The organism is Kineococcus sp. NBC_00420 (assembly GCF_036021035.1).
Classification (GTDB): domain Bacteria; phylum Actinomycetota; class Actinomycetes; order Actinomycetales; family Kineococcaceae; genus Kineococcus.
This window is the reverse complement of the sequence record NZ_CP107930.1, coordinates 4397323-4410889: the sequence shown is the minus strand read 5'-3', so window position 1 is coordinate 4410889 and position 13567 is coordinate 4397323. Positions and strand designations below refer to the sequence as shown.

Sequence of the window (13567 nt, the reverse complement as noted above, 5' to 3'; positions counted from 1 at the left end):
CGTGACCGCCCCGCAGGTACTCGTACTGCTCTCCGCCGGAGTAGTGGGCCGGCTGGGCGGGACCGTCCCCGCCGCCCGGGCCGATCTCCAGGACGTCGCTCCCCACGGTCCAGCGGCAGCGCTCACCGGTGAGCCGGTAGGTGTCCGCGGACAGCTGCTCGGCGCCTTCCAGGGTGCCATCCGGGCGCAGGGACAGTTCCAGGGCGAAGGACGTCGCGGCCCCGGCGGTACGCACGACCACCTCGACCCCGTCCGGGCCGGGCAGGACCTCGACCTCGGTGTCCAGCTCGACGGCGTCGACGGCACGCCGCTCGAAGGCCATCGCGGCGTGGAAGCGGCCCTCGTCCCCCAGGGGGTAGGCGCCCAGGGGATCGCGGTCGGCCGCCGCCAGCGGCTGGTAGTAGCCGGCCCGCAACCGCTGGCGCAGCACGTACCCGCCGCCGTCGCGGGGTTCCAGCGTCTCGCTGCGGAACGGCCCGAGCCCGAAGAAGTCGCTGGAGAGGCGCAGCGACTGCACGACGGCCGACCCGTGCCGGAAGCGCAGGAAGGTGGCGGTGTTGGCCGTTCCCGACCGGACGGCCTGCACCGCGGGCTGGTCGCTGCCGCCGAAGACGACGGTGCGGGTGCGGCCGCTCGCCTCGACCGCCAGGCCGGAGTCCGCCAACTGCGCAGCACCGCTCCAGCGCCACTCCTCGGGTCCCGCGGGCAGCGCGAGCCCCAGCCGCGGGTGGGCCATCACCTCGGGCAGGCCGTGGCGGCCGTCCAGGCCGTGGCGTTGCAGCGAGCGGGCCGCGGCGGCGAAGTCGGGGCGGTCCTCCTCGAGGGCGAAGCGCCGGTAGGGCAGCACGAACGCGGTACCGGGGTGGCCGACCTCGTGCTGGTCCTGACGCCGGGAGTGGACGCTCTCCAGCAGGCCGTCCTCGTCGAGCAGGGGCAGGAACGCCTCGAGGTTGCGCCGCACCGGGTCGAGCAGGTCGGGGCGGTCCAGCAGGTCGGCGAGGACCAGGAGCGAGGGGTTGGTGACGGCACCGGCGTAGAGCGGGCTCCGTTCGGAGTACATCCCGTCGGACTGCTGGTCCACGCCCTCGGCCAGCCACTCCTCCACCCGTGCGCGGACGGCGGGCTCGTGCCCGAGCAGCGCGTCGAGGCGGGCCAGGGCGCTCGTGAGCTCCCACCGGTGGTTGGGGGTGTGGACGCCGCCTGTGAGCAGGGGCGGCAGCGTGCGGCGCCCGATCTCGCGCAGCCCGTCCGCGATCCCGGTGAGCGCCTCCTCCCGGCCGGCGAGCTCGGCGGTGAGGCAGAGGTCGTTGACCGTGAACGCGGTGTCCGGCGGGGAGGCGAGGTTGGAGCTGTCGAAGAGGCCGCTGGGGGTCTGCGCCGCGGCCAGCTGCCGCAGCAGCCCGTCGGCCGGCGGGAGCAGCCGGTCGTCGTGGTGGTGCGCGGAACCCGGGTGGGACCAGGCCGCCACGAGGGACTTCAGCCGGGCGGTCGTCTCGCGGTGGGCCAGCGGGCTGAGCGTTCCCGCCCGACCGGCGAGCAGTTGTGCGACCCTGCGGTCGAGGTCGGCGACCAGCAGGTCGGTGAACCCGCGGTCGAGGAGTTCGGGAGCGGGGTCGGGGTGCACGCGATCAGTCCTCCGGGCGCTGGGGTGGGGGTCGTCCCGACGCACGCGGGGGCAGCGGTCCGACGGACGTCAGTGTGCACATGTTCTGACGTGAAGTCATCCCGACTCCACCGGGTGTCGGCACTTGACGAGGTAAGGGCTTTCCGCCTAACTTGCCGGAACTGCCGCTGCTGCTCAGGGCAGTGCCGTCCACCTCCCCCGGTCAGCCCTGACCGGCCTCCACCGCCGGCGGAGGAGACGGTTCGTGACCGGAGACGAGGACGTCCAACCATGCGCGAGTTCACCACCAGTCGTCGATCCATCCTCCTCGGCTCCCTGGCCGCGGCGGCCACGGGAACCGCCCTGACCGCCTGCGGTTCGGACGATTCCGGTACCGGTGGCGGTGACGCCAAGAAGATCACCTTCTGGCTCTCGGCCAGCGAGGCCCAGGCCAAGGGGTACTACGACCTGGCCGACGCCTTCAAGGCGGCCAAGGGCATCACGGTCGAGATCGTCAACGTCCCCTACGACGGGTACCAGACGAAGCTGCGCCAGGCCGCGCAGGCGAACTCCCTGCCCGACGTCGCGAGCGCACCGTCCCTGGACCCGATCTGGACGAACAAGCTGCAGGACCTCACCGCCGTCGCGACGAGCGCCACGAACAAGATCGACGAGAAGCTCTACCAGAAGACCAGCGACGGCAAGATCGTCACGATCCCCTCCGACATCACCGCGGCCGGGCTCTTCATCAACACCACGCTCTTCCAGAAGGCCGGGGTGGCCTACCCGACCGACCCCGCGAGCACCTGGACCTGGGACGAGTTCCTCGCCGCCGCGACGCAGGTCCGCACCGCGGCCGGCGCCCAGTACGACCTCGTCTACGACGCCTCGCCCGCGCGCATCAAAGCGTTCTTCTACGAGCACGGGGCCAAGGGCTTCCAGCTCAACGAGAAGGGCACCGAGTACAGCGTCGACGACGACACCACCGCGGCGCTGCAGAAGTTCGTCGACCTCAACGACGACGTCGTCATGCCGAAGTCCGTGTGGACCTCCGGGGGCGACCCGAACGCCCTGTTCAAGAGCGGCCAGGTCGTCGCCTACTTCTCCGGCGTCTGGCAGATCGCCGACTTCGCCGAGAGCATCACCCAGTTCGAGTGGGCGGCCGTCCCCACCCCGGCGCAGCCGACGCAGGCCACCGACATCAACACCGGCGGCAAGGTCGTGGCCTTCGACAACGGCGACACCAAGGCCGCCGCGATGCAGTTCGTCGAGTTCCTCTACGACCCGGCCAACTACACCAAGGTCGCCGCGACCAACGGGTGGCTGCCGGTGGAGAACGACCTCGAGGTGGCCTACCCGGGGACGAACCAGGCCGCCCTCGACGGCTACGCGCTCTACCAGAAGGAGATCGAGCTCGCCGACCCGATCTCCACGTCCGGCAGCGACTCGGGTGAGAAGCTGACCCTCGCGGGCAAGGCCATCACGACCGACCCCACCAAGGACGAGGTGGGCAAAGCCATCAACGGTCAGCAGACCGTGGCGGAGACCGTGGCCAACATCGTGAAGCTGCTGAACGAGCAGATCGCCTGACGTCCGCTCGCGCTCCCCAGGAGGTTCGATGACCCCCACCTCACCGGGCCCGGTCCCCGCCGCCGTCGGGACCGACCCCGCTGCCCTCGTGCAGGCTCCGCGAGCCTCCGCCAACCGCCGACGGGCGGCGCGCTACCGCGTGGCGCCCCTGCTGTTCGTCGGCGTCAACGTGGTCCTGTTCTTCCTGTTCTTCGTCTGGCCGGCGCTGACGGGGCTGTACTACTCGTTCACCAGCTACACCGGGGTCGGCTCGGCCCCGTGGGTGGGCCTGGCCAACTACCAGAAGCTGCTCGGCGACGCCGGGTTCTACTCGGCGTTCGGCCGGACGGTCCTGTTCGCCGTCATGTCGGTGCCGCTGAACTACGTGCTGTCGCTGACCATGGCGACGCTGCTGACCAGCCCGCACGCCAAGGGCAAGACCGTCGCGCGCGTCCTGTTCTTCATCCCGTGGCTCATCTCCCCCATCGTCGCCGGCGTCATCTGGCGGTGGATCTTCGGGGAGAACTTCGGGCTGGTGAACTTCCTCATCACGTCCTTCGGCGGCTCCGCCGTCCCGTGGCAGTCCAACGCGAACCTGTCGCTGGTCATCGTCGCCATCGCCGGCGCCTGGGGCGGGACGGCCTTCAACATGCTGCTGTTCGTCGCCGCGCTGCGCAACGTCCCGACCTCCTACTACGAGGCCGCCTCCATCGACGGGGCCACGTCCTGGCAGCGGTTCCGCTACATCACGCTGCCCAGCATCGCCCCGACGTCGTTCATCGTCATCCTGCTCGGCAGCCTCGGGGCCATGAAGGAGTACGCGCTGCTGCAGTCCCTGAACGGCGGTGGGCCGGGCACGGAGAACAACCTGGTCGTCCAGTACATCTTCCGGACGGGCTTCCAGCAGGGCCAGATCGGCTACGCCAGCGCCGCCTCGTTCGTCCTCATGGCCGTCCTCATGGGCATCGCCCTGCTCCAGGTCCTCGTCAACCGACGCCGGGAGGCGTGAGATGGCTCTCTCCTCGCTGCCCCGCCCCAAGGCACCGGCTCTGCGCCGCAGCACCCGCGTGCGCGAGGGCGGCTCGCCCGCCCGCACCGTCGGGGCCACCGTCCTGCTGTGGCTGCTCGCCGTGCTCTACGGCTTCCCGGTGCTGTGGTTCGTCCTGTCCTCGTTCAAACCGGCGGGGAACCTCTTCTCCTACCCGCTGACGCTGCTGCCGAAGAACCCCACGTTCGCCGGCTACGAGCAGGCCTGGACGAGCTTCAACTTCGCCGGCTACTTCACCAACACCCTCATCGTGGCGGTCAGCACCACCGTCCTCACGGTGCTGGCGAGCGCCATGACGGGCTACGCCCTGGCCAAGTACCAGAACTGGTGGCTCAAGGCGTTCTTCATGTGCATCCTCGCCACGACGATGCTGCCGACCGAGGTCATCCTGTCGCCCTCGTTCCTCGTGATCCGCGACCTGGGGCTCTACAACCACCTGGCCGGGATCGTCGTCCCCTCGATCATCACCGCCACCGGCTGCTTCATGTTCCGGCAGTTCTTCTCCACGGTGCCGAACGAGCTGCTCGAAGCGGCCCGCATCGACGGCTCGAACGAGCTGACGACCTTCGTCCGCGTCATGCTGCCGATCGCCCGTCCGATCATGATCACCCTGGCGATCTTCTCCTTCCAGTGGCGGTGGAACGACTACATCTGGCCGCTCATCGTCCTCAACGACCCGAGCAAGTTCACGCTCCAGATCGGCATCCAGAGCATCGTCGGGGCGCAGAACGTCAACTGGTCGGTCCTGCTCGGCGCCTCGGTCATCTCGATCGTGCCGCTCGTCGTCATCTACCTGGTGTTCCAGCGCTACGTCATGAACGCCGACATGAACGCGGGCCTGAAGGACTGAGCGGGGTGCGGGAGGCTCCCGGGGGTCGTAGCGTCCCCGCGTGAGCACTCCCCGCACTCCCGTCCGGACCCTCGACGGCACGCTCGACCTGCCCCTCGTGGGGCTCGGCACCTACGGCCTGCGCGGTGCCGCGGGTGAGCGGTCGCTGCGCAGCGCCCTCGACCTCGGGTACCGCCTGCTGGACACCGCGACGATGTACGAGAACGAGGCCGAGGTCGGCCGGGCGATCGCGGGCCACGACGACGGTGACGACGTGGTCGTCACCACCAAGCTGCGCCAGGACCACGCCGGCCGGGAGGACGAGTTCCTCGCCCGCAGCCTCGAACTGCTGGGCCGCGACGTCCTGGACCTGTGGCTCATCCACTGGCCGCCGGAGGGCCGGGCCCGTCCTGACGTCTGGGAACGGTTCGTCGCGGCGCAGCAGCGCGGGCAGGTCCGCGCCATCGGCGTCAGCAACCACTCCCTCGCCCAGATCGACGAGCTCACGGCGGCCACCGGGGTGACCCCCGCCGTGAACCAGGTGAAGTGGGGTCCGCGGCTCTTCGACGCGGACCTGCTGCAGGGTCACCGCGACCGCGGGATCGTCCTGGAGGGGTACTCCCCGTTCAAGGCGACGAGCCTGCAGGACCCGGTCCTCGCCGGCGTCGCGCAGGCGCACGGCGTGAGCGCCGAGCAGGTCGTCGTGCGCTGGCACGTGCAGCACGGGGTGGTCGTGATCCCCAAGTCGGGTGATCCCGGCCGGCAGGCCACCAACCTCGACGTCGACGGCTTCGTCCTCACCGACGACGAGGTCACCGCGATCGACGGGCTGGGGCGCGGGTGAGCCGGCGCGTGGTGGTCCTCGACGACTACCAGCGGGTGGCCGCGGGGTTCGCCGACTTCTCGGGTCTGGGCGAGGTGGACTTCGTCCACGAGCACCTCGCCGGAGACGCCCTGCGCGCACGCCTGGCCGGCGCGGAGGTCGTCGTCGCCATGCGCGAGCGGACACCGTTCGGGGCGGGCGAGTTCGCCGGTCTGCCCGACCTCCGCCTGCTGGTGACGACGGGCATGGTCAACGCCGCGATCGACCTGCCCGCCGCCGCGGGCCACGGGGTCCTGGTCTGCGGGACGGGGATGGCCGGCACACCGACGACCGCGACGCCGACGGCCGAACTCACGTGGGCCCTCGTGCTGGCCCTGGCCCGGCGGGTCCCGGCCGAGGACGCGGGCCTCCGGGCGGGGCACTGGCAGCTGGGTGTGGGGCTGGACCTGGCCGGGCTGACCTTCGGCACGATCGGGCTGGGCAAACTCGGCCGCCGGGTCGCGCGGATCGCGCAGGCCTTCGACATGGAGGTCCTCGCGTGGTCGGAGAACCTCGACCCGTCGCAGGCCCGGGAGCTCGGCGTGGAACCCGTCTCGAAGGCGGACCTGCTGCGCCGCAGCGACGTCGTCTCGGTCCACACCCGGCTCTCCGAGCGCACCCGCGGTCTGCTGGGTGCGGCGGAACTGTCCACGATGAAGCCCACGGCGTTCCTGGTGAACACCTCGCGAGGCCCGGTCGTGGACACCGACGCGCTCGTGGCGGCCCTGCACGCGGGGACGATCGCCGGGGCGGGGCTCGACGTGTACGACGTCGAACCCCTGCCCCTCGGCCACCCGCTGCGTGAGGCCCCGAACACCGTCCTGACCCCGCACACGGGGTACGTGACGCAGGACTCCTACCGCCGGATGTACCTCGACGCCGTCGAGGACGTCACGGCCTGGCGGGCAGGCCGCCCGGTGCGGGTGCTCGGCTGACCCTCAGTTGACGAGGACGCGCCAGGACCCGTCGCCGAGGGCGACGACGTCACCGTCGGAGAGCTGACGACCCCGGCGGTCCTCGGGCTCCTCGTTCACCGTCACCTCCCCGGCCTGGAGGACCTCACGGGCCTCCCCACCGGAGTCGACGGCGCCGGCGAGCTTGAGGAACTGCCCGAGGCGCACGATCCCCGTCACCTCCACGTCGATCGTCTCCACCGCCACCTCACTCATCGACGGCCAGCGCGGTGAGGACACCGGCGACCCGGTCGGCCTCGGCACGGGTGAGGCGCTCCGGCACCAGGACCTCGACCCGGGTGCCGTCGGGCAGCGGGATCGTGTGCATGAGCATCTCCCGCCCGCCGGGGACGACCACCTCGGCGTCCTCGGGGACCTCGGTCCCGGTCGTGGTCCGCGCCCCCGGGGTCGAGCCGAGGAACGCCTTCAGCCGGTCGATGCCCTGTTCTGCGAGGCGTTCGGCTCCCGGGTCCAGCCGGCCCTGCTTCAGCAGACCCCGCAGCACCGCGTCGATCGACTCGCCCTGCCTCTTGTTCTCGTCCATGCCCCCAGCGTCGCACCCACCCGCGCCGTCCTCGTCATCCGCACGGCGGAACCCCGGACGCCGTCCGTCGTCCCGCCGGCGGGACCGGGGTCAGGCGGCGGTGGCGAGGAACTCGTCCCAGCGGGGGTCGGGGGTCTCGGCCCCCCGCACGGCCCAGGACGCGCCCCGGGGGGCGGCGGGTCGGAACGGCATGCTCCAGCCCATCTCCTCGGGGGTGCGGTCGCCCTTGGCGTTGTTGCAGCGCACGCAGCAGGCGACGAGGTTCTCCCAGGTGTCCGGGCCGCGGCGGCTGCGCGGCAGGACGTGGTCGACGGTGCTCGCGTGGCCGCGGCAGTAGGCGCAGCGCTGGTGGTCGCGGCGCAGGACGCCACGCCGGCTGACCGGGACGACCTGGCCGCGCGGGACGCGGACGTAGCGCGTGAGCAGGATGACGGAGGGCCGTTCGAGGCTCATCGTCGCGCCGACGACGGGGTCGGCGTCGGCGAGGACCACCGACGCCTTCCCGGCGAGCACGAGGACGAGTGCCCTGCGGAAGGACACCACCGCGAGCGGTTCGAAGCCGGCGTTCAGCACGAGCGTGCGCACATCCACCTCCTGAGACGACGAGAGGCGCCGTCCCCGGTGGGGAGGGCGCCTCTGAGAGCGACGACGTGCACATGGTGGTGGTGCACGTGGTGGTGGTGCTCCGCGTGCTGCTGGAGGGCGTGGGGCACCACGGTGGCTGTGCCGCCGTGACGCCTGGTCATCGGACCTCCGTGGGTGCCGTCGTCGTTGACGGCACCCTACGTCGCGAGGGGTGGTGGAGTCAGCAACTTTCCCGTGAATCCCACTGGGCGCGCCGGAACCGGGGAGGTGACCCGGATCGGCCGGGTCGCGAACGCGAGAACGGCGCCCGCCGCACCACCGTCGGAGGCGGGAGCCTCCTCCGGTGGGCGCGACGAGCGCCGTTCTTGCGGACCCGAGCGACGATCACTCGCCGATCGGTGACGTGCCTCGATCAGACGGTGGCGGCGAGGCGACCGAAGGTGACGGCGTCGCTCCAGATCGCGCGGAGCTGGACGGGCTTGCCGGTCCGCGGCGCGTCCCACATCATCCCGCCGCCCGCGTAGATGCCCACGTGGAAGGCACGGCCGGAGCCGTTGCTGAAGAAGACGAGGTCGCCGGGGACGGCGTCGCCGCGGGAGATCGTGGCCGCGGCCGACTTCTGGGCGGCGGCGGTCCGGGGGATCTCGACGCCGACCTGGCGGTAGACGTAGCTGGTGTAGCCCGAGCAGTCGAAGCCGGCGGGGGTGGTGCCGCCGTAGACGTAGGGGACACCGGCGTAGTCGTCGGCCACGTCGAGGATGCGCGCACCCATCGAGGCCTGGACCGGGGCGGGCGCGGGAGCCGGTGCGGCCACCGGAGCCGCCACGACCGGCGCGGGCTCGGCGACGATCGCGTTCTCCGCGACGCTGGAGGCCACGACCGGGACGGCGTCCGCGGTACGGGTGGCCCGGGTGAGGACCGGGGCGGCGACGACGACGGGCGCAGCGGCCGGGGCAGCGGAGAACGTCGCGGTGCTCGACAGGGTGCTCACCGTGGCGGGTGCCGACACGACGCCGGCGGCAGTGGTGCCGAAGGCGGCGGGAACGGCGGTCGCCACCGAGGCGACGCTCGAGCCGACGGCGGCCGGGGCTGCACTGGTCACGGCGCTCGCGGGGAGAGCGACGGAGACGAGCAGACCACCGGCGGCGGCGGCGACCGCACCGGTGCGGACGGCGCCGCCGGCGGTGCGGGCGACGCTGTCGGACAGGTCGGTCAGGGGGGTACGGGCACGAACGGCGGCGCGATGGCGCGCCTGGACGCGAGTCGTCAAGGTGGTGGCCTCTCCGACGCCTGCGAGGTGAGCTGTCGGGTTCGGGAGGGAGTATCCCCCGGCCGGTTCGCACCGGCTTCACCCCAAGGACTCGGCGCGACCAGGTGGTCGTGCTCCGCCCGGGAAACGTGGTTCCCCCACCCCTGCCATGAAATGTCTCGGGGGACCTCGGCGTGGTGGCAGGGCTCGGCGTCCACGTGAGGGCATCCGCGTGCGCTGTCGAGGATGCGGGTGGACCATAACCCGATCCTGGGTCGAATGTCACGACCCGGTGACGAACTGGTGCCGGGGACGTGACGACGAGTCGGGCTTGATGTACAGAGAGTGACGACTGAGAACGGGAAGCGGACGACGCCGAGGGCCGAACGGGTGACCTCGGCCTTCACCCTCCGTCGCAGATCACCCGTGGGAGGGCCGGCAGGCGGCTGTCCGGGCTGTTCCCGGGCCCGGAACCCCGCGTCGTCGAGGGGTTCCCGGGTCGGGCGGGGTCAGCTGAGTGCGACGAAGATGTGCGACGCCTCGGCCGACGTGAGGTCCACCACACCCTCGCCCACCGCGACCTCCACGCCGGAGGCCGACGACTTCGCGACGACCTCGACCCCGGGGACCAGGCCGGCGGCGTGGAAGCGGGCCAGCAGCGGGACGTCGGTCTGCAGCGGTTCGCCGAGGCGCCGCACGACGACGGAGCGCCCTTCGAGCTCGGGGCTGCTCAGCGACTGCACACCGGAGCGGAAGTCCTCGGTCGAGCACTCCTCCCCCAGCTCGTCCAGACCGGGGATCGGGTTGCCGTAGGGCGAGGAGTGCGGGTGGTCCAGGATCGCCACGAGGCGCTTCTCGACCTCCTCGGAGACGACGTGCTCCCAGCGGCAGGCCTCCTCGTGGACGAGGCTCCACTCCAGTCCGATGACGTCGGTCAGCAGGCGCTCGGTGAGGCGGTGCTTGCGCATGACCCGCATCGCCTTCTGCTTGCCGGCGTCGGTCAGCTCCAGCCGCCGGTCGGTGCCCACGTGCAGCAACCCGTCGCGCTCCATCCGCGCCACGGTCTGGGAGACCGTCGGGCCGGAGTGGTGCAACCGCTCGGCGATGCGAGCGCGCATCGGCACGATGCCTTCCTCTTCCAGTTCGAAGACCGTCTTGAGGTACATCTCGGTGGTGTCGATGAGATCGCTCACGGTGCCCATCATCGTTCATCGCGACCGGTGGTCGCACCCTTGACCCCGGGGCGTTCGGGGCGTGTCCGCGCAGAGCGTCCGACGGGTCGGAGCCCCACCTCCGCCGGGCCTCCACCGGGCGGGGCGGCGGACGCGCGGATAGCGTCCCGGCGTGGCCGCCCGCGAACAGGACCGTGACCCGAGGACCAGCGTGCTCTGGTTCCGTCGGGACCTCCGACTCAGCGACCACCCGGCGTTGCTCGCCGCGGCGGCGGAAGGGTCGGTGCTCCCGCTCTTCGTCATCGACCCCACGCTCTGGAAGCCCTCCGGGGACGTCCGTCGCGCCTACCTGCTCCGCTCGCTGCGGGCGCTCGACGCGTCCCTGGACGGCAACCTCGTGGTCGAAGCGGGCGACCCGGCGCAGGTCGTGGACGACGTCGCCGCGCGGGTCGGGGCCCGCCGGGTGCACGTCAGCGCCGACGCCGGCCCCTACGGCCGTCGGCGCGACGACGCGGTCGCGACGGCGCTGGCGGGTCACGACCGTGAACTGGTCCGCACCGGGACGCCCTACGCCATCGGGCCCGGGACCATCCTCAACGGCTCCGGCAAGCCGTTCCAGGTCTTCACCCCGTTCTCACGCGCCTGGAACGAGCACGGCTGGCCCGCGCCCGCCGCCGATCCCGGTGACGTCGACTGGGTGCACGACGGTGCGGGGGTCGACGGCTCGCACTGGCCGGGCGAACCGGACCTGGGCGACCTCGAACTCCCCGAGGCCGGCGAGGACGCCGCCTTCGCGCGCTGGCACGACTTCCTCGACGGCGCCCTGGCCGACTACGACGGCGAGCGGAACCGCCCCGACCACGACGGCACCTCCCAGCTCTCGCACGCCCTGAAGTGGGGCGAGCTGCATCCCCGGACCCTGCTGGCCGCGTTGCGTGCGAAGCGGTCGGTGGGGGCGGAGACCTACCGGACCGAACTGTGCTGGCGGGAGTTCTACGCCGACGTGCTCTGGAACCGCCCGGAGTCCGCCCGGGAGTACTACCGCCCACAACTGGCGGCCATGAACTACGAACCCGTGGGCGAGTCGTTCACGGCCTGGGCCGAGGGGCGCACGGGGTTCCCCATCGTCGACGCCGGGATGCGCCAGCTGCGCTCCGTCGGGTGGGTCCACAACCGGGTCCGGATGATCGTCGCGAGCTTCCTCGTCAAGGACCTGCACGTCGACTGGCGCTCCGGGGCACGGGAGTTCATGCACTGGTTGCGCGACGGGGACCTCGCCAGCAACAACCACGGCTGGCAGTGGGTGGCGGGGTCGGGGACCGACGCCTCGCCGTTCTTCCGGATCTTCAACCCGATCACCCAGGGCCAGAAGTTCGACCCCGACGGCAGCTACGTCCGCCGCTGGGTCCCGGAGCTGGGCCACCTCGCGGGGAAGTCCGCGCACACCCCCTGGGACGCGGCCGACGGGTACGAGCAGGGCTACCCCGAACGCATCGTCGACCACGCCCACGAACGCCAGGTGGCGTTGGAGGACTACGCCCGCGTCAAGGGCTGACGGGTGACTTCCTGCTGCGCAGGGTGAGCAGGCCGCAGGACCACGAGGACGAGAACTCCGACGACCAGTGCGGCGATCCCGCCGACGAGGGAGATCCGGTCCAGCCCTTCGGCAAACGCGCTGTGCGCCAGCGATTCCACCGCACCGCGGGCCTGGTCGGGAACCGCGGCGAAGATCGCCTGCGCTCCGCCGCTGGCCAGCCCGTCCGCCAGCGTGGCGGGGTCGGTGACCGCGGAGTCCGCGCTGACCACGTCGGCGATGCGGTGCGTGAACAGGGTTCCGAGCGCGGCGATCCCCAGGGCCATCCCCAACTGACGGAACGTGTTCACGGCACCGCCGGCCATTCCGGCCCGCGGACCGGGGACGTGGGCGAGAGCAGCCGACACCAGCACGGGGGTCCCGGCACCGACCCCGAGCCCCAGCACCGTCAACCCGGGAAGCAGTGCGGCCCAGCCGGAGTCGGGGCCCACGTTCAGGACGAGCAGGTCCCCGAGACCGATCAGCAGCATGCCGATCCCGACGGGCAGCCGGGGCGAGCGCGCGTGCAGCACCCGACCGAGGACGGCGGAGACGACGAACGCGGCGATGCTCAGCGGTAGCACCACGAGACCGGCACGGACCGGCCCGAGACCCAGCAGGGACTGCAGCCAGATGGACACGTAGGCCAGCGACCCGAACGCCGACGCCTGCATGACGACGGCGGTCAGCATGAGGACGGCGAAGGCGGGTTTCCGGAAGAGCCCCAGGTCCAGCAGGGGGTGCGCACGGCGCACCTCGACCGCGAGGAACACCGCGAGGGCGACCAGCGCCACGCCGGAACCGGCCAGCGTCTGACCCGCGGTCCAGCCGTCCTCCCCACCGGCGATCAGCGCGTACACCGCGCCGGCCGCGAACGCGGTGAAACTGACGGCCCCGGGGACGTCGACACGAGCCGCCGGGTTCTTCGACTCCGGCACGACCCGCAACGTGAGGGCGACGGCGACCACCGCGATCGGCAGGTTCACCAGGAAGATCCAGCGCCAGGAGAGCCCCTGGGTGAGCAGTCCACCGAGGATCGGGCCGCACGCGGCAGCCGCCCCGTTGACGGCCCCCCAGATCCCGAAGGCGGTCCCCCGGTCCCGTCCGGAGTAGGACCCCGCGAGCAGGGCCGTCGTGGCGGCGAACATCGCCGCGGCGCCGACGCCCTGCACCAGTCTCGCCACGACGAGGAGTTCGGGGTTCGGCGCGAGGCCGCACGCCAGCGAGGCGAGGGCGAAGAGCACGAGACCGACGACGTAGGCGCCCCGACGCCCGTACCGGTCCGCGCAGGCCCCTGCCACGAGCAGCAGCGCCGCGAGCGAGAGCGCGTACCCGTCGATGACCCACTGCAGGGAGGTGAACGAAGCGTCGAGGGCGATCGTCATCGCCGGCAGGGCGACGTTCACGATCGTCACGTCGACGAGGAGCATGAACGTTCCGAGGCACACCGCGACCAGCGGCAACCACTTGCGCATCGAGAGTTCCTTGAGTTCGGAGGGGAGAGACACCCCGACGATCGACCCCAGCCGCCCGCGGACCCAGCCACGCACGTTGAAGCGGCGGGATCCGACACGTAGTAG

At 71.8% G+C, this 13567-nt stretch carries 12 protein-coding genes and 1 riboswitch; of the genes, 6 read left to right on the top strand and 6 right to left on the bottom strand.

Going from position 1 to position 13567, the window contains the following annotated elements; genetic code table 11:
- Nucleotide 1: 1 nt before the first annotated feature.
- Genes OG218_RS21735 through OG218_RS21715 form a run of 5 tightly spaced genes read left to right on the top strand, consistent with a single transcriptional unit; the run spans nucleotide 2 to nucleotide 6846 of the window.
- Nucleotides 2-3193: a sugar ABC transporter substrate-binding protein gene (locus OG218_RS21735; protein ID WP_328295305.1), complete on the top strand. Its 3192-nt coding sequence runs from the start codon at nucleotides 2-4 to the stop codon at nucleotides 3191-3193.
- Nucleotides 3194-3221: 28 nt separating this feature from the next.
- Complete coding sequence (locus OG218_RS21730) at nucleotides 3222-4181, top strand: carbohydrate ABC transporter permease (protein ID WP_328295304.1); 960 nt, start codon at nucleotides 3222-3224, stop codon at nucleotides 4179-4181.
- A 1-nt stretch (nucleotide 4182) separates the two neighbouring features.
- Nucleotides 4183-5070, top strand: coding sequence for a carbohydrate ABC transporter permease (locus OG218_RS21725; protein ID WP_328295303.1), 888 nt, complete (start codon nucleotides 4183-4185; stop codon nucleotides 5068-5070).
- Between the two features lie 40 nt (nucleotides 5071-5110).
- Entirely contained in the window at nucleotides 5111-5893 is a 783-nt protein-coding gene (locus OG218_RS21720; protein ID WP_328295302.1) for an aldo/keto reductase, read from the top strand.
- The gene (locus OG218_RS21715) at nucleotides 5890-6846 is read left to right on the top strand and encodes a D-2-hydroxyacid dehydrogenase family protein (protein ID WP_328295301.1); all 957 of its coding nucleotides are present in this window, start codon (nucleotides 5890-5892) and stop codon (nucleotides 6844-6846) included. Before OG218_RS21720 ends, OG218_RS21715 begins: the two co-directional genes overlap by 4 nt.
- A 3-nt stretch (nucleotides 6847-6849) precedes the next feature.
- Here OG218_RS21715 and OG218_RS21710 read toward each other — a convergent pair whose 3' ends face one another.
- The 5 genes from OG218_RS21710 to OG218_RS21690 all read right to left on the bottom strand — a co-directional run bounded on the left by OG218_RS21710 (nucleotide 6850) and on the right by OG218_RS21690 (nucleotide 10435).
- Nucleotides 6850-7065 carry an RNA-binding S4 domain-containing protein gene (locus OG218_RS21710; RefSeq protein WP_328295300.1) on the bottom strand — a complete coding sequence of 72 codons (216 nt, stop codon included), beginning with the start codon at nucleotides 7063-7065 and terminating at the stop codon, nucleotides 6850-6852.
- 7 nt (nucleotides 7066-7072) lie between these two features.
- Entirely contained in the window at nucleotides 7073-7408 is a 336-nt protein-coding gene (locus OG218_RS21705; RefSeq protein ID WP_328295299.1) for a hypothetical protein, read from the bottom strand.
- A 90-nt stretch (nucleotides 7409-7498) separates the two neighbouring features.
- On the bottom strand, nucleotides 7499-7993 hold the full coding sequence (locus OG218_RS21700) for an HNH endonuclease (protein ID WP_328295298.1): 495 nt from the start codon (nucleotides 7991-7993) through the stop codon (nucleotides 7499-7501).
- 412 nt (nucleotides 7994-8405) lie between these two features.
- Nucleotides 8406-9263 (bottom strand): C40 family peptidase, encoded by an 858-nt coding sequence (locus OG218_RS21695; RefSeq protein ID WP_328295297.1) that lies wholly within the window; start codon nucleotides 9261-9263, stop codon nucleotides 8406-8408.
- A gap of 2 nt (nucleotides 9264-9265) precedes the next feature.
- Nucleotides 9266-9447, bottom strand: a riboswitch (cyclic di-AMP (ydaO/yuaA leader).
- A gap of 304 nt (nucleotides 9448-9751) precedes the next feature.
- Nucleotides 9752-10435 (bottom strand): metal-dependent transcriptional regulator, encoded by a 684-nt coding sequence (locus OG218_RS21690; protein ID WP_328295296.1) that lies wholly within the window; start codon nucleotides 10433-10435, stop codon nucleotides 9752-9754.
- Nucleotides 10436-10586: 151 nt separating this feature from the next.
- Here OG218_RS21690 and OG218_RS21685 point away from each other — a divergent pair, with 151 nt between their 5' ends.
- The gene (locus tag OG218_RS21685; protein WP_328295295.1) at nucleotides 10587-11969 is read left to right on the top strand and encodes a cryptochrome/photolyase family protein; all 1383 of its coding nucleotides are present in this window, start codon (nucleotides 10587-10589) and stop codon (nucleotides 11967-11969) included.
- On the opposite strand, the gene OG218_RS21680 is transcribed toward OG218_RS21685, so the two are convergent.
- Nucleotides 11948-13495 carry a DHA2 family efflux MFS transporter permease subunit gene (locus OG218_RS21680; protein ID WP_328295294.1) on the bottom strand — a complete coding sequence of 516 codons (1548 nt, stop codon included), beginning with the start codon at nucleotides 13493-13495 and terminating at the stop codon, nucleotides 11948-11950. The genes OG218_RS21685 and OG218_RS21680 overlap by 22 nt on opposite strands.
- Nucleotides 13496-13567: the final 72 nt, after the last annotated feature.

Coding starts and splice junctions, on each gene's coding strand:
- OG218_RS21725 (WP_328295303.1), top strand. CDS start 4,183: ATGGCTCTCTCCTCGCTGCCCCGCCCCAAGGCACCGGCTCTGCGCCGC.
- OG218_RS21730 (WP_328295304.1), top strand. CDS start 3,222: ATGACCCCCACCTCACCGGGCCCGGTCCCCGCCGCCGTCGGGACCGAC.
- OG218_RS21705 (WP_328295299.1), bottom strand. CDS start 7,408: ATGGACGAGAACAAGAGGCAGGGCGAGTCGATCGACGCGGTGCTGCGG.